At 54.1% G+C, this 20,624-nt stretch carries 18 protein-coding genes and 1 pseudogene; 5 read left to right on the forward strand and 14 right to left on the reverse strand.

Annotation, left to right across the window (positions count from 1 at the left end):
* Window positions 1-124, forward strand: a pseudogene (locus tag JJD74_RS03800) (IS30 family transposase); the annotation flags it as partial.
* A gap of 341 nt (window positions 125-465) precedes the next feature.
* Window positions 466-762 (forward strand): hypothetical protein, encoded by a 297-nt coding sequence (locus tag JJD74_RS03805; protein WP_200611502.1) that lies wholly within the window; start codon window positions 466-468, stop codon window positions 760-762.
* Between the two features lie 362 nt (window positions 763-1,124).
* Here JJD74_RS03805 and JJD74_RS03810 read toward each other — a convergent pair whose 3' ends face one another.
* Window positions 1,125-1,400: a hypothetical protein gene (locus JJD74_RS03810; RefSeq protein ID WP_200611505.1), complete on the reverse strand. Its 276-nt coding sequence runs from the start codon at window positions 1,398-1,400 to the stop codon at window positions 1,125-1,127.
* A 124-nt stretch (window positions 1,401-1,524) separates the two neighbouring features.
* Here JJD74_RS03810 and JJD74_RS03815 point away from each other — a divergent pair, with 124 nt between their 5' ends.
* A complete protein-coding gene (locus tag JJD74_RS03815; RefSeq protein WP_234451641.1) occupies window positions 1,525-2,703 on the forward strand; it encodes an IS1182 family transposase in 1,179 nt (392 codons plus the stop codon).
* 289 nt (window positions 2,704-2,992) lie between these two features.
* On the opposite strand, the gene JJD74_RS03825 is transcribed toward JJD74_RS03815, so the two are convergent.
* Entirely contained in the window at window positions 2,993-4,174 is a 1,182-nt protein-coding gene (locus JJD74_RS03825; RefSeq protein ID WP_200611508.1) for a hypothetical protein, read from the reverse strand.
* Between the two features lie 127 nt (window positions 4,175-4,301).
* On the opposite strand from JJD74_RS03825, the gene JJD74_RS03830 reads away from it, so the two are divergent.
* Window positions 4,302-4,643: a GGDEF domain-containing protein gene (locus tag JJD74_RS03830; RefSeq protein WP_200611511.1), complete on the forward strand. Its 342-nt coding sequence runs from the start codon at window positions 4,302-4,304 to the stop codon at window positions 4,641-4,643.
* Window positions 4,644-4,755: 112 nt separating this feature from the next.
* Here JJD74_RS03830 and JJD74_RS03835 read toward each other — a convergent pair whose 3' ends face one another.
* From JJD74_RS03835 to JJD74_RS03885, 12 genes are all read right to left on the reverse strand, one after another.
* The gene (locus tag JJD74_RS03835) at window positions 4,756-5,100 is read right to left on the reverse strand and encodes a hypothetical protein (protein ID WP_200611514.1); all 345 of its coding nucleotides are present in this window, start codon (window positions 5,098-5,100) and stop codon (window positions 4,756-4,758) included.
* 278 nt (window positions 5,101-5,378) lie between these two features.
* Window positions 5,379-5,774 (reverse strand): hypothetical protein, encoded by a 396-nt coding sequence (locus JJD74_RS03840; protein ID WP_200611516.1) that lies wholly within the window; start codon window positions 5,772-5,774, stop codon window positions 5,379-5,381.
* A 53-nt stretch (window positions 5,775-5,827) separates the two neighbouring features.
* Window positions 5,828-6,823 (reverse strand): ankyrin repeat domain-containing protein, encoded by a 996-nt coding sequence (locus JJD74_RS03845; RefSeq protein WP_200611518.1) that lies wholly within the window; start codon window positions 6,821-6,823, stop codon window positions 5,828-5,830.
* 136 nt (window positions 6,824-6,959) lie between these two features.
* Window positions 6,960-7,223 (reverse strand): PAAR domain-containing protein, encoded by a 264-nt coding sequence (locus JJD74_RS03850; protein ID WP_128614860.1) that lies wholly within the window; start codon window positions 7,221-7,223, stop codon window positions 6,960-6,962.
* Window positions 7,224-7,244: 21 nt separating this feature from the next.
* A complete protein-coding gene (locus JJD74_RS31315) occupies window positions 7,245-7,433 on the reverse strand; it encodes an immunity protein Imm33 domain-containing protein (RefSeq protein WP_442793277.1) in 189 nt (62 codons plus the stop codon).
* 79 nt (window positions 7,434-7,512) lie between these two features.
* On the reverse strand, window positions 7,513-7,830 hold the full coding sequence (locus JJD74_RS03855; protein ID WP_200611520.1) for a hypothetical protein: 318 nt from the start codon (window positions 7,828-7,830) through the stop codon (window positions 7,513-7,515).
* A 92-nt stretch (window positions 7,831-7,922) separates the two neighbouring features.
* Complete coding sequence (locus tag JJD74_RS03860) at window positions 7,923-8,519, reverse strand: hypothetical protein (protein ID WP_200611522.1); 597 nt, start codon at window positions 8,517-8,519, stop codon at window positions 7,923-7,925.
* 358 nt (window positions 8,520-8,877) lie between these two features.
* Window positions 8,878-9,354 (reverse strand): DUF4265 domain-containing protein, encoded by a 477-nt coding sequence (locus JJD74_RS03865; protein WP_200611523.1) that lies wholly within the window; start codon window positions 9,352-9,354, stop codon window positions 8,878-8,880.
* Window positions 9,344-14,023, reverse strand: coding sequence for an RHS repeat-associated core domain-containing protein (locus JJD74_RS03870; RefSeq protein ID WP_234451642.1), 4,680 nt, complete (start codon window positions 14,021-14,023; stop codon window positions 9,344-9,346). The genes JJD74_RS03865 and JJD74_RS03870 overlap by 11 nt, the downstream gene beginning before the upstream one ends.
* Complete coding sequence (locus JJD74_RS03875; protein WP_200611524.1) at window positions 14,020-16,926, reverse strand: type VI secretion system Vgr family protein; 2,907 nt, start codon at window positions 16,924-16,926, stop codon at window positions 14,020-14,022. The genes JJD74_RS03870 and JJD74_RS03875 overlap by 4 nt, the downstream gene beginning before the upstream one ends.
* Before the next feature lie 128 nt (window positions 16,927-17,054).
* Window positions 17,055-17,570 carry an Hcp family type VI secretion system effector gene (locus JJD74_RS03880; protein ID WP_007919523.1) on the reverse strand — a complete coding sequence of 172 codons (516 nt, stop codon included), beginning with the start codon at window positions 17,568-17,570 and terminating at the stop codon, window positions 17,055-17,057.
* Between the two features lie 926 nt (window positions 17,571-18,496).
* Window positions 18,497-19,429 (reverse strand): LysR family transcriptional regulator, encoded by a 933-nt coding sequence (locus JJD74_RS03885; protein ID WP_200611526.1) that lies wholly within the window; start codon window positions 19,427-19,429, stop codon window positions 18,497-18,499.
* A gap of 109 nt (window positions 19,430-19,538) precedes the next feature.
* Here JJD74_RS03885 and JJD74_RS03890 point away from each other — a divergent pair, with 109 nt between their 5' ends.
* Window positions 19,539-20,624, forward strand: coding sequence for a TauD/TfdA family dioxygenase (locus JJD74_RS03890; RefSeq protein ID WP_200611541.1), 1,086 nt, complete (start codon window positions 19,539-19,541; stop codon window positions 20,622-20,624).

A 20,624-nucleotide genomic window follows, 5' to 3' on the forward strand; every position in this document is an offset into this window, starting at 1 on the left:
CAAGCTGACCGTCGAAGCCGTCAATCGGACAGTAGCGAGGATCAATCTACGCCCGCGCAAGCGCTTGGGCTGGAAGACGCCGTACGAAGTGCATACAGGGGTGAGCGTTGCACTTATGTGTTGAATTCAGGCATCGTAAGTAATCTTTCGCATAATGATGGCTCTGATGCACGCTCTTTGCACAGTCGTTAGCATCCGCTTTGGTTCGTGGGCAGCTTCTCGCGACAAGCAGCAATCGGCCAGAAGTCCGATGGACACAATGCTGGCAAAACGATAGCATTCGACATAAATGCTCGACAATGGCTCTTGTCACCTTTGTCTCGTTTCCTTTTGGGCATGTCGTGTTTATCGCGAACGCCTTGATAATTAACAAGGTCATTTATGCAACAGCCTGTCGCGCTCGAACTCGGCATGGCATGTCATGTCACCCAACAATAGTTATTAGCCTTATATGAGATCGTGCACTTGAAAAAACTAATATTAACCGGATGTATTACCTTTGTCTTAACTGGCTGCACCTTTACGGGCGCCAATGAAATTGGTCCTGGTCAATACATGATCACAAGCCATGGTAGTATTTTCAACTCTAGAGAAGGCTTGTTAGAAAACATAAATCAGAAAGCCGCAAAGGTTTGTAATGGAAAGTCTTATCATCTGGAAGGTGACTCAGGCGCTAATATGGTCATCGCCACTCCAACTCAAATTGGCAGTACTCCGACCACAGTCCTTGGACTAAAAGCAATTTGCGAAGATGGCAGTTAATAGCCTAACTATGCGCTAAAATCGGTCACTTCGATCACTTGGTAAATGTCTGTCAAACATGACCGGCCGTTAGGGGACGATTCCTGCCAGTCATGACAGGCAGGCATCGACCCATAGCAGCAGTTAGAAGCGGTCGATAGATTTGGAGCTAGCCGGCCGAGGCTGGTCACTGTCGACCTGGAAACGATGTGAACGCTTGCGTTGTTCTAAGGCTTAGGTCGGTCAACCTAAGCGCTGCTTTATAAAGCATGAGATTAAAAAAGTGGCCGCGAGATTAACAGCTGACACGAGAGCCGCGTCGATAGGAATACAGCGGCGAAGCTGCATCGTATTCGGGACACGACCTCATCGCGTTCTAGACATTAGGCTCCGTAAATACGCTTGAGCTCCTGTATCCAGTCAAACAGGCTTTCTTGAGCTAAATTTAGTTGGGACTCGAACCCTTCGTCGTCAAAATAACCTTCCATCTCGATGGCGTATTCATGTTCTCGAAGTTCATGGGTAACGCTAAGCGGTACACCTTCCAGCGCACAAATGCTGTTGCTAAGGAGGGCTACGAAGACACCGCGAGCCAGCGTTCCATTGCTGTAGGCTGCCAGCGAGTCCTCCAGCCGACTGAGAATCGATAGGTTTGACATCAGCCCCCTTTTGCCTCCTCTAGAGTGAATATAAAGCAACCGTCCGCTTCTGGCCCAGAGTGTGTAAAAACGCTTTCGCAAACCCTTGCTATGATTTCTGAGGATTTCATCGCAGGGACCGCCCATGAAGCGCTTTATCCAAGGTGATCATCGAGGCCAAGGTACCTTCCTTCCGGAGAGCCTCGACGATTACGTCAGCGATACCAATCCGGTGCGCGTAGTCGACGTCTTTGTCGACGAACTCGACCTGGTCAAACTGGGTTTCGAGGGCGCCATACCGGCTGATACTGGCCGGCCGGCTTACCATCCCGCGATCCTGCTGAAGATCTACATCTACGGCTATCTAAACCGCATTCCATCGAGCCGGCGTCTTGAACGAGAAGCCCAACGCAACGTCGAGCTGATGTGGCTGACCGGGCGTTTGATACCCGATTTCAAGACCATCGCCAACTTCCGAAAAGACAACAGCAAAGCCATCCGAGGCGTCTGCCGCCAATTCGTGGTGCTGTGCCAGCAGCTGGGACTGTTCGGAGAAAATCTGGTCGCCATCGACGGCAGTAAATTCAAGGCCGTCAACAACCGCGATCGCAATTTCACCAGCGCCAAGCTGAAGCGGCGGATGGAAGAAATTGAATCGGGTATCAATCGGTACCTGACTGCGCTCGACGAAGCCGATCGGCAAGAACCCTCGATCGTTCAGCCCAAGGCTGCCCGTCTGCAAGAGAAAATCGACAAGCTCAAAGCTCAGATGAAAGAGTTACAGGTCATTGAAACTCAGCTCAACGAATCACCGGATAAACAGGTCTCACTGACCGCCCCCGACGCCCGTTCCATGATGACGCGCGGCACTGGAATCGTCGGTTACAATGTGCAGACAGCGGTCGATACCCAGCACCATTTGATCGTTGCCCATGAGGTTACCAACGTCGGTTCCGACCGTGATCAACTCAGCGCGATGGCCAAGCAGGCCCGCGAAGCGATGGCGTCAGAAACGCTTTCGGTAGTGGCTGACCGAGGTTACTTCAAAAGCGAAGAAATCCTGGCTTGCCACGATGCAGGCATCACCGCCGAGCGTGCGATCAGGCCCTTCGTCATCGGAAGAAAGAACTGGTTGTTTAGCGACACACCCAACGGCGCGACGGCCAGTGCTCAACTTTACAGCTTGGTCGAAACTGCCAAAGCCAACGGCCAAGAGCCCTATGCGTGGCTGCGCCACGCATTAGAACGGCTGCCACTGGCGACCTCGGTTGAAGATTACGAAGCGCTGTTGCCGTGGAACTGCTCACCGGTGTCGCCTAGCTAAGCGCACCACCCATCTTGAAGTCGGTGGGGTTTATGGAGCGCTTACGAAGCTTCTGGGAACGCTGAGGTTGGGGACAGCGTTCGGGGAGCTTTGTGGGCGATTGGTGAGAATGCCGGGCACATCAAACAGGGTGTAGCGCGGCTTAAGAAGCCATCTTGAGCCGGGCATTGCCCAGAGGGACGAGACAATAGATTTTTGAGCTCTGGCAGCGCGGTCAAGCAGACTCGACTGACCGCTATCAGCTCAACCCTATTTGAAAAGCCCCGCACGTGCGGGGCAATTATCAAACTCAGGCAACTTTTCTTTGCTGCGACAGTTGGTTGTAGTACGTGATCAAATCCACTGTTTTAGCTCCGGCCACCGCTGACTGCACTTGGGCAGAAGTCATGCCATATTGGAGATTGGCATCGTTCACCTGCAGATCAAGCTGTAACGAGCCAGCTTGAGCATAGGAGTCGTTCCATTCGCTTATGGCTTCATTAACGTCATTAAGCACTGCCGTGAAATTGGTAGAGCTGGCGTCAGAAATGGCTGTTTTGATGTCAGTTACCGCAGCGTTTACATCATTTTCCAGCGTTTGCCATTCAGCCAATACTGCCTGGAGATTTGTCTCGATAGCTACCGACTGCGTCGCCAGATCGGAAAAGTTATGCGCTAACACGTGCAAGGTTGCAACATCGGCAGTTATACCTTGGATGGTGGCAAGGGTCGAAGTAATGCTCGCTTGATCAGCCTCTATTTGTTTGGCGTCCAGCGCAATATAAGTGCTGGCAACAACTATCGCTGGGCCAAGCATAAACCATACAAGCGCGCCAACGGGCCAGAGTGCAATTGTCGCAACCGTCCCCAATGTCAATGCAACGCCGTCAGCAATACCAAGCGCAATAATGGCAGCTGTGAGGCTTTTGATGTCGGCCTTCAATTGATCAATTTGAGCATTGAGCTTGTCAATTTGAGCTTGGTCAGCATTGGCATCGACTGTCGACTTATCAGCGATGCTCTGTAGCTGGACGGCCATATCCGGAAGCGTATCACGTGATGTTTGTAAGGCGACGATTGCTCCGCTGATGAACGAGGTTACCAGGCCAAGTTGGTTCGTGAGCGTAGTCAGATCTTGATTGAGCGTAGCCAGTGCTATTTGATTTGTTGGCTGAGCGACAAGTGTTTCGCTTTGGCTTTTGGCATCCTGAAGAACTTGGCTGATCACTGCGTTGTAACCGATCACCTCTTGGGGAACGTTCAGCAAACGAGCCATAACTGTATTGACCCAATTCAGCGCGTCGCCATTGGCCGCTTCAAAAGCGCTGACAAAGGATTGCCAATCCGGAGGCACTTGATGGAGGGTAGGCAGGCTTGACCCCAAGACACTCGTCATTACGGTATTGACCGCAACTACGTTCTGTTTGTAATCATTTTGTACTTGAGCGAGAGAGCCGGAACTTTTACGAATTGCATGGGCGAGAGACAGCATGACGTGTTGCTCCTTTTGGTGCTGCGGTTGGGTGATCCTTCAACTGCAAGCTAGCTTAGTGGCAAAGGGCTGGAGCGATGGAATAATTAGGTTTATGGGTGAGAGCCAAAGGAAATAAGGTGGAGGTATGCGCAAGGAGCGGCTGCTAAAAAGCAAGCCGTATCCATTCACTGACATAACCGAGCTCAAGGATCGCGAAGGGAAGCAGCCAGACCTAACTATTACCCATGAGTTGACCAGTATTTATAATCGCCGCCGTTTTATGAGTTCGCTTGAGCAACTGGTGGCCACCGCCAAACATTACACCGTCGTTTTTTCCCTGATCAGGCTAGACCTGGATCACTTCAAATCCAGCAATGACAGTTACGGCCACGACGTCGGCGACATGGTGTTGAGGCAAACATGCAAAATAACCCGCCAGCGCTTACTTACCAGTGACGTGTTTTGCCGAATTAGGGTGAAGAGCTAGCTATCCTTTGCCCATTCACATCACTGGAGAAGGCCGAAAAACTTGCGAATTCGCTTCTCAGTTCCCTCGGCAATCAACAGATCGCCGTCGCAGGTACGACCCTTACCTATGGTTACCGTTGTTCATAAATATAGATAACGTGATTTGGCAGAAAACAGACCTCCATACCAGCCTGAATTCTATCAGTGCAATAAGGGGCGTTATCGAGCTCCCCTACATACAGATTCCCGACTCGACCCTTGACGATAACCCACATGCGCTCGACGCAGACTTCTTCTGCTCCGCGCTCATCGGTAGCAACGATTCTAAAAATCAGCTTAACAAGCTGTTGTGCTTGGAGGCTATTTCTAGCATTTCTCGGTGGGAGCCAGAAGCTTGTAGGGAATTCATTGTGGATGGCTTCGGCGTCGTCCAACTCCCAGCCATCTCTATCGATGTCAGCTAACGTTGCTTCCATAACCCCTCAAAAGGCTCATATTTTGATTATAACCAGCTGGAGTAACGCCACATTCCTCAGCGTTATGCCAGTAATACCTCGGGCACCCCAGACGTTTACTTCAGGAGCTTTCCTACCGTCAAATAATCAGCCGGGCGCCGCCCGAAGAAACGATGCCATCTCCCCTGCCGCAATTTTGCAAGACGCCAAGCGACAAAAAAGCTCTACGCTTGTGGGCTAGCGAAAAACGCCCGCGATCAGCGGGCGTCATTCAAAGCTGGACTTCAGAACTGTCTAGGTTAGAGCCCCATACGCTTCAGTCCTTGGCGCATGCCCTGATCAGCCTGCTCACACCATTGCTTGAGAGTGATGTTCGGCGGCAAACTGCTTTCCAAGCTCTTGTATTCCCCGTTGACCAACGCTTTCCCTTTACGGCCAAACTCTTCGTTCCTGTCGCCGTCACGCTTATCGAAATCACCTGGCATCTTGTCAACAAAAGCGACCATCTTGTTGGCGCTCTCGGCGCTGTCTGCTTTCAGGATCCCCTTGTCGACACAGCCTTTGATCAGGCCTGACATGTTGCGACCGTTGTCGTACACACCTTTCAGGGTGGCGGCATCCTGTCCTTCTGCGTGGGCGAGGGAGCAGGCGCCGAAAGCTGCTGCCATGGCGAGAATCAAAGAAGCGATCTTCATATTTATTCCTTTAAATTTCAAAGAGCATTGAGCTCTGTTTGGCTTGATTGTTTTTACTGGAACAACTTGATAATGGATTCAGAATACAAATCCGGTACATCTTTTACTGATTTGAGTATGTTTTGACGGACGGTCTGACCCTGCGCATCTGGATCTTGTGCCACATACTCTGGAGGGTACGCCGGTGCATCCTTATTAGCGCCGGCAGCCAGCAAAGCCTTCGTGCAGTCAGGGTTCCTACGAATTGCACTTTCCAGCAATGGAGTTCCAACAGGCCATGCCTGTTGTTGAGGTGCAAAAGCATCAACGGAAGTGCCAGCCTTGTGTAGCAGGGCAATCCGCTGTGCAGCTTGTGGATCCGGTTGATCGTTCAACGCATAGGCGCGCTCGCAAACGTAATGTAACGGGGTTGCACCGACCTTGCTGACCCCATAGGGATCGGTACCGGCAGCGATCAATAGCTTGATCAATTCCAGATTGTTCGCACCTTTGCCGATCAATGGAGAAAACCCCTGAGGCGTCAGCATCCGGGCGTCGGCACCTGCCTGCAGCAGTAACTTTGCCACTTCAACCGACGACGGATTTTCTATGCCCACGGCGGCAATAAGTGGCGTATTGGTTCCGCCTTGAGCAATCACATTGGTGTCGGCGCCCGCTTTGATCAGGCTCTGCACAATGGGCATTGAGTCCTTCATGTCTTCTGGATCACCCATATGCCCCAATACGGATAACAATATTGTTTCACCGTTATCGCTGATTGGTTGATTGACATCGATAGGAAACTCGAGAAGCCGATCTACCAGCACTGGGCTCCTGTAATAAGCTGCATGCCATAGAATAAGCGCGTCAGGCTTCGCGCCGCTTGCAAGCAGTTTGTTTACGCTGTCTAGATCTTTCTGTTCTTTTGAATACGCGTATTGAAGCACTGCAGTATTCAATTTCTGATAGGCGTCAACTGGCTGCGCTTGCGCTACGTTCGTGCTACAGAAGCAAATACCTGCGACACATGCAATCCACAGGCGCTTAAAAACATAATTTGATTTCAGCATATAAAACTCATGATTGGGTAGTAAGCATCTACATTCAGACAATGCCGAAAGAACGACTTCATTCGCGCTTCAGCCATGGAACGGACGACGGGAGCCCGCGCCATGGAGATAGGCAATCAATGCACAAAATGTGGACTCAGCTGACAACCGCCCCTTTTGGGCCACTGGCAATCAGCGCAGCACCACAAGCGGTTTTCATGCCGTCGAGCGCGATGGGCACGCCATCGACGGTGTAGGTGCTGCTGCCTTCGGCAATCGGGAATATTCCTTTGCACAACGGGCAACTGACCTTGTGACCAACCCCGGCAATCGGTTTGCCGTTGAGGTCGGTATGGGAGAAAGCTTCGAGCACCTTGCCACCGTGTGTGGTGGAGTCGCCCAAGCGGATTGCGTCTTTCATGTTGTCACTCCTTTGACCAAGTTACTCAGCCATCCAAACGTCTTCGTACCCTTGAGTATCGATAATGAATTTTGCACCTGTTGGCAGACATAGATACTTCATTATTGGCGCTGATGATATTTTGCCCCAAGTTGCTGGAGTCCATTGATCCACCCGAATGCTCCTTAGGCGATGGCCTTGCTTGATATCGCAGAGGCTGCAGAGGGTCATTCAAAATCAGCCGTTTGGATCAAAATCGTATTAGCGCCAACAGACAGGCTATTCTACTGCGCCATGAGTAATGATCCATCTAGACGCGGAAAGCTTCATTTAGATCAACCTCTTCATCCTCGCCACCATCTTCAAAACACCTAAAATCTCTACCATCAAGTGCCGCCTTGAGTAAAGCGTATAGTGCCGCTGACTGGAAGTTCACTTGGAGCCAAAGAGACCTCTCATCTTCATAAATCAGACGAGCATCGTAATCTCCACTGCTGTTTAGCGAGTGATCCTTTAGATAGAGATCACCATTGTGCGAGCGGACACAACTACTACTCTCTTTGACTTCATCGATGACATGCTGGGCTGTAGAACTATCACCAAACACTAATTTGTATTCATAACTCATGATCCGCGTGGTCTCCCTCGAACGGCAGGTAAATTGGCCGAATTCGCGGCGCAGCGAAGGCTAGCCGTCATGGTGGTTTTCAAACCGTTCGACTAACCTAGCTGGAGAAAAAAACCACCGCACCCGGCTCCTTTTTTCCCTGAGAGTTCATCATCCAGGAAAAGATAACCCATACCATCTGAAAGTACGCCTTTGTTATTGGGGAGAGAAACATCTAAATCCCCACCATAAATAGACACCCGTCTGCGTCCGATACTTGATGATATGGGGGCCTGCAACCAAGCATCTATACCATCAAGTTTAGACGCCAAATTTTCATCATCATCAGAGTCCGGATTTGACAAAAGCAGGACTTTTCCGCAATCCAGTATTTTATTCGACGCTTCATTCCGTTCTTCGCTTGATCGGACATATCCCATAACCACAGCTTCGGACACTCCATTGAGAGCTCTTAACTTTCTGTAATGTCCTACCTCTCTCGGCAGGTACGGTATAAATACCGAGATCCAATAATTCTCGCCCATTGGCGCATCTAAAAACCATGTGCCAGGAAAAGAGATCAAATGTGTAAGTGGCTGTCCATCTATCGATTTAGGCCACATCACATCAGTTGGCAGATAGGCTCCTCCGCCTGAATATGCATCAGCTTTCATAGGCGATTCTTGGAAAAAAACCAACTGCTTAAACATCTGCACTCTCCACCAACCTATTGGTGACAATATCAGTCAATTAAGCTTGCATATCCACCAAGCTCTCCCACAGAAGTAAAAACTGCAAAAAAGTTACTTCCAACGGAAGTGTGATTTCTTGCTAAGCGTCAAAGCTTGAATAGTTTCCCCATACACGCATATAAAAATACTCAATAACACCTGAGCCTAGATTAGTTCGCACCAGATCGGTTTCATTCTAACCAATCGAATCATGCCATGCAGTGACAAAAACTATCGACGGCATCACCAATTTTGGTAGGCTTTTTATCTGTGCAACTCGATAAAAGTGATTCATTTTCTCCCTAAAAAGCGAAAAGTCTTCTCTAACCCCCCATTGTTAGCTATCCAGCCACCAATATAGCAAAGTCTCATCATCGTCATTTTCAAGATTTTTATAAATATTTGCGTAATACCACTGAATCCCGGTTTTATCGCTGAATTTGTTAAAAAACCTGCTAATCTTTTCCATTCCATTTTTTGAAGGGACGGTCAACGACAGATTCCCCATGTATCTACCGTCCAATATACCGCCCAACTCAGATCTAACTTCAAGATCTAACTCCGCAACATATTCTTGCGGCATGTAATCTGAATATATTTGGATGCAAAAATTCCCCCCCCTCTTCAATACCTCTGCAGGCTTTTCCTTGTTTTTTATCGAGACAATGTCTCCCATTGCCAAATTCAGTGTAAGACCAGGTGACGAGAGTAGCTCGTACGTATCTTCACCAACTTTTCGTGCATGCAGTTTCTCAAAAACCGGCCCGGTGCTACTGGGCCCGGCGTAAACTTCAATTTCTATTTCATCGGCCATATGGCGCTCCACAACTTCCACGTTCGACACAGGACATCCCTTCTTTGACGTAACCACTACTCCCAGCACTGAGGTTACACGATGCCCCCTCAAGGGCTACGTTGACAGGCTCTAGATTGCCTCCTTTTGCGGTAGGAACATTTTTGTGTCCCAAATGCATGTCATCAGGATTGGTTGAAGTCTGTCCGCACCTCCAGCATGGATACCCTCCGACTGGTTTTTGCTCCAACATTTTCTCTCGGCATGCTGATTGTCCGCGTCGATGCCCTCCATTAACCTTACTTGCTGCAATCTCATCTGCTGTCGCGCCGTCACCATCTTTACGTGCAAATTTAGAAGGTGCCTTCTTGGCCAAGCCAAGTGGATCAACCCACTCTATAGGGTTGGGCGCGTATTGGTGCAGGTTTATGCCGCCCGCTAATCCAATCGGATCCTTCGAAATAAATCGCCCGATTCCGGGGTCGTAGTATCGATAGCGGTTGTAATGCAGCCCAGTCTCTTTGTCGTGGTACTGCCCCTGGAAGCGAATAGGGTTCGTCAAACCTTGTTGCTGTGCAAATGCCGAGCGCTGCTCACGCACCTCGCCCCATGCCTTGTACTGGGCGCTCCACGCAATGTCACCATTTTGGTCGGTAAGTTCTTGCGGGGTACCCAGATGGTCGCATTGATACCACGCCAGTGTATCGAACGGCTGCGGTGGCGGAGCAGTCCCCCAGAGCGGGTCATCGTCGATGCTGTAGTCACCACTGTAATCTGGCTGCCCCAACAGATGGATCGGACTATGCCGCAGGGCTTGAGCTACCGGGATGAAAGTTCCGGGTTCAAAGATGTAGTGGACGGTTCGGCCTGTCCCACCTTCAGCCTGTGCAGGACTGCTTTCCCAAGCTAGGTTGTCACCGTCCCAACCGTACAGGGTGAAGCCGCAGCCATGTTCGCGTTGTTTACGAGCGTGCTCGTTCCGATTCCATAGAGAACCTGCTTCAGGTCGTTGTTTATAGTGGGCGGTAGAGTTCTTGTGCAGACGACGGCCGAGGGCATCGTATGCATACTCTACTTCTAGACGCGTATCGTCGAAGTGCACCAGTCGGTCGAACAGATCCCATTGCATACGGCTATAACTGCCATTCTGCCAACGCTGAATCTGGTTACCGCGCTCGTCGTATTCGTAGTGAGTGCCCGCATATTCACGCAATAGGTTGTCGACCAGTTTGCTTCTCGGTGGCGTCAGATCCAGTGGTCGGCGAGTCTCTATCGCCTTGTCGTCGAGCAGGTTGCCGGCCGGGTCGAAGGCGAAGGTTTCCACGCCTAAGCGGCTAGTAGCACTAACCAGTCGACCTACAGGGTCATATCGGTAAGCCAACGGGCCTCGACGGCTGTCATGAACGTCTGTTAGCTGGCCAGCGGTATCGTATTTGTACTCACGCTTCAGCAACGTGGATCTGTCATCGCCACGGCCCAGTAGCTGCTCCTGCAAGCGACCAGCTGGATCCCAGCTTTGGGTTTGCAGCAGACGGTTACCTTGATGGCGAGCAACTTCGCGGTGTAGGTCGTCGCGCTCATAACTGAGAAGTTCTTGCTGATCCAGGCGCATTCCGAGCAAATGCCCGCTGCCGTAGGTCAGCCAACTGACCCGATGCCCATCCGGACGAGTAGTGGCAATGCACTGGTTAAGCGCGTCGTACTCATGCTGCCAAACAGCAACCATTGGCTTTTGCAGGCCCAAGTAGTGTTGATGCTCACGCAGTAGATTGCCGGCCGGGTCGTGGAACCATTGCAGGCGGCTATCGGCGTTGTTAGCCATGACCAGATTGCCGTTGCCATCGTAGGCAAAGGTCTCGCTCTGTGACTGGTCGCCCAGGGTGGCGCGACGTTCGGTCAGTCGGCCCATCGGGTCGAAGCTCACAGAGATCACGCGCTGGCCATTGATGGATTGGGCGAGGCGACCGGTTAGAGGGTCGTACTGATAGCGCGTGCTGCGGCCATCAAAGCCGCGTTCTTCCAGCAGGCGTCCGACCGGATCATAGTGAAAGTGCGTTCGTTGTTCGTTTTCGTTTTCCAGTGCCTGCAAGCGACCAAGACGATCCCAGTGGTAGCGCAAAGTTTGCTCGGCGGCATCAATCCGCTCAGAGATCAATCCGGCAGCGCTGTAGCTCCAAGTCGTGCAGCGATCCAGACCATCGACATGCGCCAACAATCGACCTTCGGCGTCGCGTTCAAAGCGTTCCTCGGTCTTGTCCGGGTGCTTGATCAGCACCAGTTGGCCAGCCTTGTATTCGTATTCGGTGGCGTTCCCGGCGGCGTCGGTGAAGCAGATCATCTGCCCCAGTTCGTTGTATTCCCAGGCACTGGTCTTGCCTGAGCAATCGACGTACTCGACCAGTTGCCCGGCGTCGTTGTAATCCAGGGTCTTTTCGTTGCCGTTGGCATCCTTGATCGCCGTGGGCTGGCCGGCCTTGTTGTAGGCGTATTCGGTTTTGTTGCCGAGCGGATCGAGCGCTTCAACCAGATTACCTTGATCGTCATAGGCGCGCTGCCACTGACCACCCTCGGCATCACTGATTTTGATCAGCATGTCTTGATCGTCGTAGGCGTAATGCATGACCGTGTGATCGGCGCGAATATGTTCGACTAGGTTGCTGCGCTCATCGTAAAAGTAGCGATCCGTGCTGCCATCGGCATTCACGCGACGCACGATGTTTTTCGCGTCGTCGCGGAAGAACCACTCTGAGCGCTCATCCGCGTAGCGAATTCGGTAGGTGTAGCCAAGGATGTCGTAGTAGTGCCAGGTCTCGTTACCGAGCGCGTCGGTGACGTAGGTCAGACGAATGTTTTCGTCCCACTCCAGACGTGTGTCGAAGCTGCCGTCGTCGGCCCATTCGCGCACGGCTTTGGCCTTGGCGCCTTGGCCGTCCCACTCCAGATTCATGCCGCGACCGGTGCGGTCGGTATAACGCGTAATCAGGTGATACTGGTATTGATACAACCAGACTGCGCCGTTCTCATCCTGCGCCCGAATCAGGTCGCCATAGGCGTCGTACTGGTAAGCACAGAGTTGTCGCAGTGGGGCACCGTCAACGATTTGCCAAAGGCCTATCAGTCGGCCGTGATCGTCGATCATCGTGCCGAGGTGCAGGTGCACCTTGCTGATGTCGTTTTCCTGGTAGGTAATCAGGTCGGAGAGCAACGATTGTTCACCATGGCGATGCTCGTAATGCAGCATGATCCCGGCGCCGTTGCGCAGCGAAATATTGGTCAGCACAAAGCGCTGGCCATGGCGGACGTAGCTTTCCTTGCGTTCGAAGCCACGGCACAGTAGCAACTGGTCTTCGCCACTGCGAACCAGTGTGATGTTTTCGATGGCGTCGTAGTGAAACAGACCGAGTTTGGGCAGCGGATAGGTGTGGTCACGGCCATCGGAGCCGTAGAACGTCAAGCCATCGTCCACGCAGTCAAACCGTGTGGTGAATTCGCTGATCCAGCGGGCGCCCATTTCGCTCTGATCGTAGGCGTCGAGGCGCGAGTTATAGGTGCGCGTCCAATCGAGCGGGAATGGGCCCGGCAAGCTGAAATCGGTATGGCTGAGGCTTTCTGAACCCAAAGCAAAATTGATGCTGTGGCAGGTGCTGGTACAAGTGGCATTTTTCTTTGGATCGGCCGCATGCGTCGCTGGAGCTTGATGGCTAGTTGCACCCAGCTCACCTTCCGAGGCCGTTCGCTTGGTCTGACTGGTCTTGTCAGGCTTGACCCCGGCACTTTGGCCATGAGCATTTCGCTTACGCCAAAGAGTTACTGCACTGGACAAAATCAGCAGCAACCAGCCAATCGAGTTCTGAACCGATTCGTCGTCCAACTTGCTCAACTGGGTACGCAGTTCCGGGCCCATGGCGCGCAGTTTTGCGGTCTCGGTAGCAACCTGTTTTTTGATCTCGTCGGGTAGCAGATGATCGGCTGCGCTGTTGGCCAGCCCCTTGCCAGCCGCTTTATAAGCACTCGCGGTAGCCCCGAAAATGTTGCCAATTGCCGCGAGAGGGTCGTTCAGTAACTGATCCCCCGCCGCGCTGATCTGTTGACTGGCGGCCTGGACGTCCCCCTTGGCGTCGAGCTTACCGTTAGCAACGGTTTCGAGACCTTTGGCGATCTCGTTAATAACGTCTTCGCCCAGCTTGCCAGCGTCCGCGAGAATCCCGGGCAACTTGCCTTTGGCCTGTTCAACAAAGTCGTCGAGGGTGCCGATGATAGAGGCGTTCAGGTGACCGACAAGAACCTCGATCACGGATGCACTGAGCAGCATTTTGCTGGTGGCCTTCATCTCTTGGCGTACCAGGAACAAGGTCGGACGCAAGGTCATGCGTGCCGCTGCCATGGCCGGTGGTAGTGGCAGCACACCGATCAGGTTGATGCCCAGACTGGCCCACGCTAGGAGATCGCGTTTCTGCGCGTCGGACAGGGTAACGATGTCACCCAGCGCATCGACCAGCGCCATGATGTTGCCCACCACCGGCAAGGCACCGGCGACGTTCTTGATCCGGTCGAGGGTGACCACGCCACCGCTTGCCGATTGAAGCCAGGCATCGAACGTTGCCGCACCGCTGGCAACGTCCTGGATGTCGATGGCGTTCAGTGGAACGATGGCAACCTGTGGTTCACGTTTTACGATTTCAGTGCTCATGACAGCATCTCACCCGCCAACAGGCCTGGGGTTTTCAAGGAAGGTTTTGGAAGCGTTGGCGCGGGAAGCGTCGGTAGCTGTCCGCCCTTGCTTGCTGCGCCGAGGATGCTTGACGCACTAGGCATCGCAGCACTCGCCAGCTTCGGCAATCCGGCCACCCCGCCCTGCACTGCGCCTTTGACCTGCTGCGCCGTTTGCATTGCGCCCTGCGCAGTCTGCATCGCACTCATCCCTGTTTGTGCCATGTCCTTACCCTTCTCCAGCATGTCCCAGTTCTTGCTCGGCAACACTTGAGCGACCATTGCTTGCACCTGACTCGGTACGTCTTCCGCGCCCGGCGGATTCAACGGCCATTGCGGCTTGCCGATGTAGCTGCCATCGCTCCACGTGTCTGCCGGATCCTTGCCGAACAACACACGCGCTGGCCCCGGTGCGGCGCCAGAGACGCTGGCGAAACCCTTGGCGTCGAGCTTGCCCTTGATGCTTTTGCCCAAAGCGTCGATGACTTCGTAATCGCCCTCTTTGATGCCCTGACGCCCGGCGTACTGATTGAACAGTTCCAGATTGCCCTTGCCCGGTTTCGGCGGTTCCGGGAACACCCCCGCCAGACTTTTCGCGCCGGTGTAGGCGAAGTTCGCCGCATGCGCCGTGTACGGGCCGCTGGTGGCGTGGGTGATGCCGCCAGCGTTATAGGTCGTGGCGCTGCCGCCACCCTGGATCACCAGTTCGGTTTTGGCGGTGATGGTGATGCGGTCGGCATTGGCGGTGATGTTGAGTTTGGCCAGCAGGTTGATGCTGTCCTTGAGCGCACGCACGTCGATGTCACCGGACGCAGCTACCAGGCGCCATCCCATGCTTTGCACGAACAGGCGCATGCCGCGACTGGCACTGGCCAGCAGGCGTTTGCCGATCGACAGGCTGGTGTGCCCGGTGCTGCTCAGCGCCAGGTGTTCGCCGGTGGCGATGTGGCTGGATCGTGGAGTAGTCAGGGCGATGCCTGCCGGGCTGGCCAGTACCAGATGCGGTTCAGTGAATTCCGGGAACTCATTGGCGGTCATGTTCGCCGGGGCACTGCCGAGCACGCCTTGATGCTGAGTATGCAGTGCCTTCGCCACGTCGTCCTGATCGCCCGCTTCCTGCGCTTGCAGCTCTTTGGCCTGCACGGCAAAACCGTCCTGCTGATCGCTCGCGGTGGCGAGGCGTTCGGCGGTTTCCGGCAGATCCTTGTGATGTTTCGATTCGTTCGGACGTGGCTCGGTGGTGATCAGCAGGCCGGCCCCGGCACGCACTGCGCCGTGGCGGTCGGTGCGCAATTCGAACCCTTCGCCACGCGGCTGACCACCGCTTGGGCGTGGATGCGTCAGGTAGCCGAGGTTGATCGCACTGGCGCCGTGGTCACTGCGCAGCGCGATGCTGATCTCGCTGGTGGTGTCGTCGATGCGCAGTTCGTTGGCGCGGCTGCCCTTGTATTCCTTGCTCTTGACCGTGGCCAAGGTCTTGAAGTCCGGCAGTTTGTAAGGGGGCAGATTGGCGCCGTGGTACAGACAACCGGTGATCAGCGGCTGGTCGGGATCGCCCTCAAGGAAGGTGATCAAGACTTCCATACCAACCCGCGGAATGTTGATCGAGCCGAAGGTTTCGGCGGCCCAGCTCGACGCGACGCGCATCCAGCAACTGGTCATGTCATCGTGCTTGCCTTCGCGATCCCAGAAGAACTGCACCTTGACCCGGCCATACTGGTCGCAGTAGATCTCTTCGCCTTCCGGGCCGCAGACCACGGCACTCTGGGTGCCGAGGACTTTCGGTTTCGGGTGATCGAGCGGCGGACGGTACGGCACGTCCCACGGGATCGCGCTGAAGCGGTTGCGGTAGCCCTGGTGGAAATCGTCCTTGTTGTCCGTGGTGTCGCTGGTCACCGACTCTTCCAGCACTTGCGGCTGTTTGCCTTCGTGGAAGATCTCAGTGAGCAGCCACAGGTCGTTCCACGTCGGGTTTGCGTGTTCGGTCAGGGCGAGGAAATGCCCGCTGACCAGGATAGGCTGATCGCTGTTGCCTTCGGCCAGACGGTAGTCGCTGCGATGACGTTCCAGCGCGCGATTAGACAAATGTTTGCCGCGGTCACGGTCAACGAATCGGCCCGGGTAATCGTAATCTTCCAGGTCCGGCTGAGCGCTGCTTTTGGCATCGCTTTCCAGCTCGATTTTCGGTTTGACGAAGTCGTAATCGCGTCGCGTAGTGCGGCTGGTGCGGGTAGCCAGACGCAGGCCGAAACGTTTGACCACCGGTCTGTCGGCGACCAGTCCGGAATCTTGCTGATAGGCCACGGGCGCGAGTTTCGGGAACACCGTCTGGTCATCACCGAAGGTGAGTTTGTGGCCGCTGGCGGTGTGCTGGAAGTGGTAGTGAATCCCCTCCTCTTCGCAAAGACGCTGGATGAAATCCAGATCCGACTCGTCGTACTGCACGCAGTAGATGCGCTCGGGGTAAATCGCGCTGAGCTGGAAATGATAATCGCTGGCGAGGATGCCGTGTTCTTCCAACACCTTGCTGATGATCTGCTGCACGGTCATCTGCTGGAAGATCCGCTGATTGACCCGGTGCGCGAGGTACGCCAGTTGCGGGCGCAGGGAGATCTTGTAGCGCGTCAGACGCTTGCCGGCCTCGCCCTGAGCGATGCTGTAGACCAGCCCGTGAATGCCGGTACCGGTCGGCGACAGCTGAAGAAACGCCAGTTTATGCAGCACGCTTTCGAGGTTGATCGCAGCCTTTTCGCTGACCAGTTCCAGCTCGAATTCGAAGGGGGTGTTGAGTGCCTCCCGGCCGGTAAACGACAAGACCTGGAAATCGGTTTCCACGCCATCGACGGTCAGGTTGAAATGAGGCTGGTTGGCCGGTGAGAACATCCCTTGTTCCTCGCGCAATGCTGCGACGCGCAACAGCCCGTTGAAGGGCTATTGGCGAAAAATTCTTTAAGTAGTGAGTGTGCCTCGACCGACGAAACCGGCCGAGGTAGTAAAACCATCAGCTGCGATTAAACGACTGGAGCACGCCAGTCATCGGAACCCGAAGTACCGGATACTTCGTGAGTCCAGGTGATTTTGCGGTAGGTGAACTGCACTTCTTCAAGGTGGGTGAAGTGCGAGTTGCCTGGATCTTGGCAGTTGTGCATCTTGTTGTTGATGGCGACGATGATCGCGTCTTCCAGTTTGGTGGTGTAGTAGTGCTCTTGAGTACCTTGAGCCGAAGTACGGAACCACTGGATAACGATTTCGCTCATGCGCTCGCCGGAAGTCAGAGCGGCTTGCAGCAGAGGCGAAGCCTTGTCGTAGACCTTGGTGATCACAACTGGCTTGTGAACGCGCTGACCGGTTGGCTGACCGGATTGCGGGTCACGCGGGATGATTACGTCGTGGCTGAAAGCCTGAACCATGACCTGGTCTTCGTGGCCTTCCTGGTAGGTGTTGCCAACGGAGTCAGCGGTGAATGCGCCTGCAGTGATCAGGCCTTGTTTTTCGCCGGTAACCGACATGTACGCTGGTGTAGCCATGGGTGTGCTCCTTGCTGGAAATTGAGAGTGCCCGGAGGCGAAATCGCCCGATGGGTGGCCGACTGCCATCAAGGACCGTGCCAGGTTTTTCGAAGTGCCCGGGAACCGGGACCGAGAACGGCATGGATCGTCACTCAGCTCGTTTTTCACCGAGATAAAGGGAGGAAAGTGCGCAAAAAGTTGCGCAGTACTGCGCAACTTTTTGCGCACTTGGCTACAGACCACGTGGCATATGGGCTGTAGCGATTTTAAAGGCAAAATATTATGACCATGTGCGCAACTTCTTGCGCACTTTCAAAAAAGGTCACTCAACACATCAATGACTGATTTCTTCATAGCACTAAGTCAACACAGCATTTTTAGATCGACAAACATTAGAAGCAGACCTTTACACAAACCATAACAAACCGTAAGCCAATGGCTATCCTCAACAGTCCTACAATTCAAAGCCAAAATCGTCACTTGAGACTTGGGCCATTTCATTGAGCCGCTGGCGCAATGCAGCGGTCAGCTGCCGCTCCACCTCCCATGGATCAGACAGAGCAGCGAGCTGTGGTGCCAATTGCGGCGACAGGCTCATCAACGAATGATTGAGCGAACGTGCCGTTTCAAAAGCGGCTTTTTGCAGATTCTGTTGAGAAAGTCGGTTCGCCCAAATGGTTTGAATATTGGCCGGTGAAAACGCCTTTTTTACACGCTGCTACGTGAAATCCGAGCCTGGAAGCCTCTGCCCAAAGTGAAGATTTCAATCTCAGGCGCTTACTTTTCTGCCGTGGCAACCATGGCCGACTTTTTCAACAGAATCGGCCGATTACAGCCATTCGTAACAGGCCACAATCGGCCAAGCACTCATGACGTCGTCCGGTAAACATCAAAACCCAGCGTGCTCTCGATAGTGAGCGGACAGGGCTAAACGCCCCCTAACCTCATATCAGTGCTGACCCGCGTTTACATTCGAGGCTTTCACCCAAGCCACGGATCATCTCCATCAATGCCTTCACCCGCTGCGGCAAATTTCCGGCCGGGTAAACCGCGTGCATCTGTGGGCTCTCGCCGCTGCTGGAGGTGAGTTTGTACTCCGGACAAACCCGCAACAGGCGCCCCGCTTCCACTTCGGGCTCCGCCATCCAGTCCGCCAAGCGGGCGATTCCGACGCCCGCCAGGGCTGCCTGGAATACCGCCAGACCGGAGCTGAAACGAAATTTGGGGTGAACCCGAAAGCTGATGGCTTGCTCCTCACTGCGAAAATTCCACTCCTTGAGAATCCGTGGCGCCGTATGCAGGATTAGCGAGTGCGACTCCAGTGCTTCGATGGAGTCGGGCATGCCGTTGCGCTCCAGGTAGTCGGGGCTGGCATACAGATAGCGTGAGTAGCTCCAGAGCGCAAAGCCGATCAATTCGCTGGATTGTGGAAACGCGCCGCGAATCGAGAAGTCCAGTTTGCTCTTGGCCGGATCGATGATCTCATCGGTGAAAATCACATCGATGTTTACGTCTGGATAACGCTCGCAGTATTGCGCGATCAACCGGGGCAATACCCCGTTTCCGAGAAACTCGGGGGCGGAAAAACGGATCCAGCCGGAGGCCAGGCCGCTGAGACCGGCCAGGTCTTCATCCACCTCACGTTGCAGATCGAGCATTTTGTACGCGTGGGGCAATAAGCATTCACCCGCTTCGGTCAAGCTCACGGCATTGGACGAGCGATTGAACAACTTGAGCCCCACACTTTCCTCCAGGGCTTGAACGGCGCGGGTCAGTGCGCTGGGGGAGCGCCCCAGAATCCGTGCGGCGGCGACGAAGCTGCGCTTGCGAGCCACGGTCGCGAAGGCTTCAAGTTCCCCCAACATATTCAACGCCACTCTCCACCTCATTGCATTTTTCACAACGCGGCATTGCAACACAAAAAAGTCCCTTCCGTTAACCTTCCCGTTCAACCCACAAGGATTGGGCAAACAGGAGCGCAAGGACGTGTCGAAGCTGGATAAAGAAATCGGGAAAGCCGCAGCTTGTGTTGATGAAGTCATTCATGAATGGCTGGAAAAACAATCAGTGACTTCGATCCGACGGGAGATACCGCAAATTCATCTGTCGCTCGAAGAACAACGCACACTTCAGGCCGGTCTGGCATCGCTGGACGTGACCGATAGCGCCTCGGGTATCCGCCACATGCCGGTTCTGGGGCAGTTGCTGGAAAGTGTCCTGTGCACCGAGAAAATCCAGCAGCTACGCAATTTTCCAAAGTCCCGTGAAGTGGCGATGATCGTCAGGGGGCTGCCGCTGGACCCGCAACTGCCCGCCACGCCCTATGACCTAGAGCCGGGTATCGAGAACTTGTCGACTCTGGCCGGAGCTATTTTGTCCGTGCTGCAAACGCTGCAAACCCGTCCGCTGGCGTACGAGGGTGAAAGCAGCGACACCGTGTTCCGTCACGTATCGCCCAAGCACAAGCGAGAAACCGAAAAGAGCTCCTATGGCTCGCGCGCGGATCTGGACATGCATGTCGACAACCCTCACCTGCCTTTGACCTGCGAACCCGTCTCGCAGTTGTCGGCCTGTCCGGAGTACCTGTCCCTGACCGGCCTGCGCTGCGAGCTCGACGTGCCGACGCGCATCGTCGCCATTGACGAGGTGCTGGCCATTCTGCCGACCTGGGTCGAAGAAGAGTTGTCACGACCGAAATTCATCGTTCGCCGACCGGCCTCCTTCGGCAAACAGGGGAATGTGCTGGAAAACGTCCCCTTGCTGTACAGAAGCGCAACCGATGGCCTGTATTGCCGCTACAACAAAGCGAGTGTCGAAACGACCTGCGCCAATGCGCAGTTCGCCCTCCAACTGTTCGCCGCCGCCGCCAATCATGCCGATGTCGTGCACCACATATTGCTGCAACCAGGCGACATGCTGATCTTCAAGAACCAGCAAACCCTGCATGCCCGGGATGGTTTTACACCCCGCTACGACGGCCGTGATCGCTGGATGTTGCGCGTCTTCGGGGTCAATGATCCGGCACGCGTGATGCCGCTGGCCCCTCATCAACCCTATATAGTCAGAGCCTGA

Source organism: Pseudomonas sp. MF6776 (assembly GCF_016613125.1).
Lineage (GTDB): Bacteria > Pseudomonadota > Gammaproteobacteria > Pseudomonadales > Pseudomonadaceae > Aquipseudomonas > Aquipseudomonas iridis.

Bases quoted from the DNA above. Each gene is read 5' to 3' on its own strand.
- JJD74_RS03810 (WP_200611505.1), bottom strand. From the start codon at position 1,400: ATGTCAAACCTATCGATTCTCAGTCGGCTGGAGGACTCGCTGGCAGCC.
- JJD74_RS03815 (WP_234451641.1), top strand. From the start codon at position 1,525: ATGAAGCGCTTTATCCAAGGTGATCATCGAGGCCAAGGTACCTTCCTT.
- JJD74_RS03825 (WP_200611508.1), bottom strand. From the start codon at position 4,174: ATGCTGTCTCTCGCCCATGCAATTCGTAAAAGTTCCGGCTCTCTCGCT.
- JJD74_RS03830 (WP_200611511.1), top strand. From the start codon at position 4,302: ATGCGCAAGGAGCGGCTGCTAAAAAGCAAGCCGTATCCATTCACTGAC.
- JJD74_RS03835 (WP_200611514.1), bottom strand. From the start codon at position 5,100: ATGGAAGCAACGTTAGCTGACATCGATAGAGATGGCTGGGAGTTGGAC.
- JJD74_RS03840 (WP_200611516.1), bottom strand. From the start codon at position 5,774: ATGAAGATCGCTTCTTTGATTCTCGCCATGGCAGCAGCTTTCGGCGCC.
- JJD74_RS03845 (WP_200611518.1), bottom strand. From the start codon at position 6,823: ATGCTGAAATCAAATTATGTTTTTAAGCGCCTGTGGATTGCATGTGTC.
- JJD74_RS03850 (WP_128614860.1), bottom strand. From the start codon at position 7,223: ATGAAAGACGCAATCCGCTTGGGCGACTCCACCACACACGGTGGCAAG.
- JJD74_RS31315 (WP_442793277.1), bottom strand. From the start codon at position 7,433: ATGACCCTCTGCAGCCTCTGCGATATCAAGCAAGGCCATCGCCTAAGG.
- JJD74_RS03855 (WP_200611520.1), bottom strand. From the start codon at position 7,830: ATGAGTTATGAATACAAATTAGTGTTTGGTGATAGTTCTACAGCCCAG.
- JJD74_RS03860 (WP_200611522.1), bottom strand. From the start codon at position 8,519: ATGTTTAAGCAGTTGGTTTTTTTCCAAGAATCGCCTATGAAAGCTGAT.
- JJD74_RS03865 (WP_200611523.1), bottom strand. From the start codon at position 9,354: ATGGCCGATGAAATAGAAATTGAAGTTTACGCCGGGCCCAGTAGCACC.
- JJD74_RS03870 (WP_234451642.1), bottom strand. From the start codon at position 14,023: ATGAGCACTGAAATCGTAAAACGTGAACCACAGGTTGCCATCGTTCCA.
- JJD74_RS03875 (WP_200611524.1), bottom strand. From the start codon at position 16,926: ATGTTCTCACCGGCCAACCAGCCTCATTTCAACCTGACCGTCGATGGC.
- JJD74_RS03880 (WP_007919523.1), bottom strand. From the start codon at position 17,570: ATGGCTACACCAGCGTACATGTCGGTTACCGGCGAAAAACAAGGCCTG.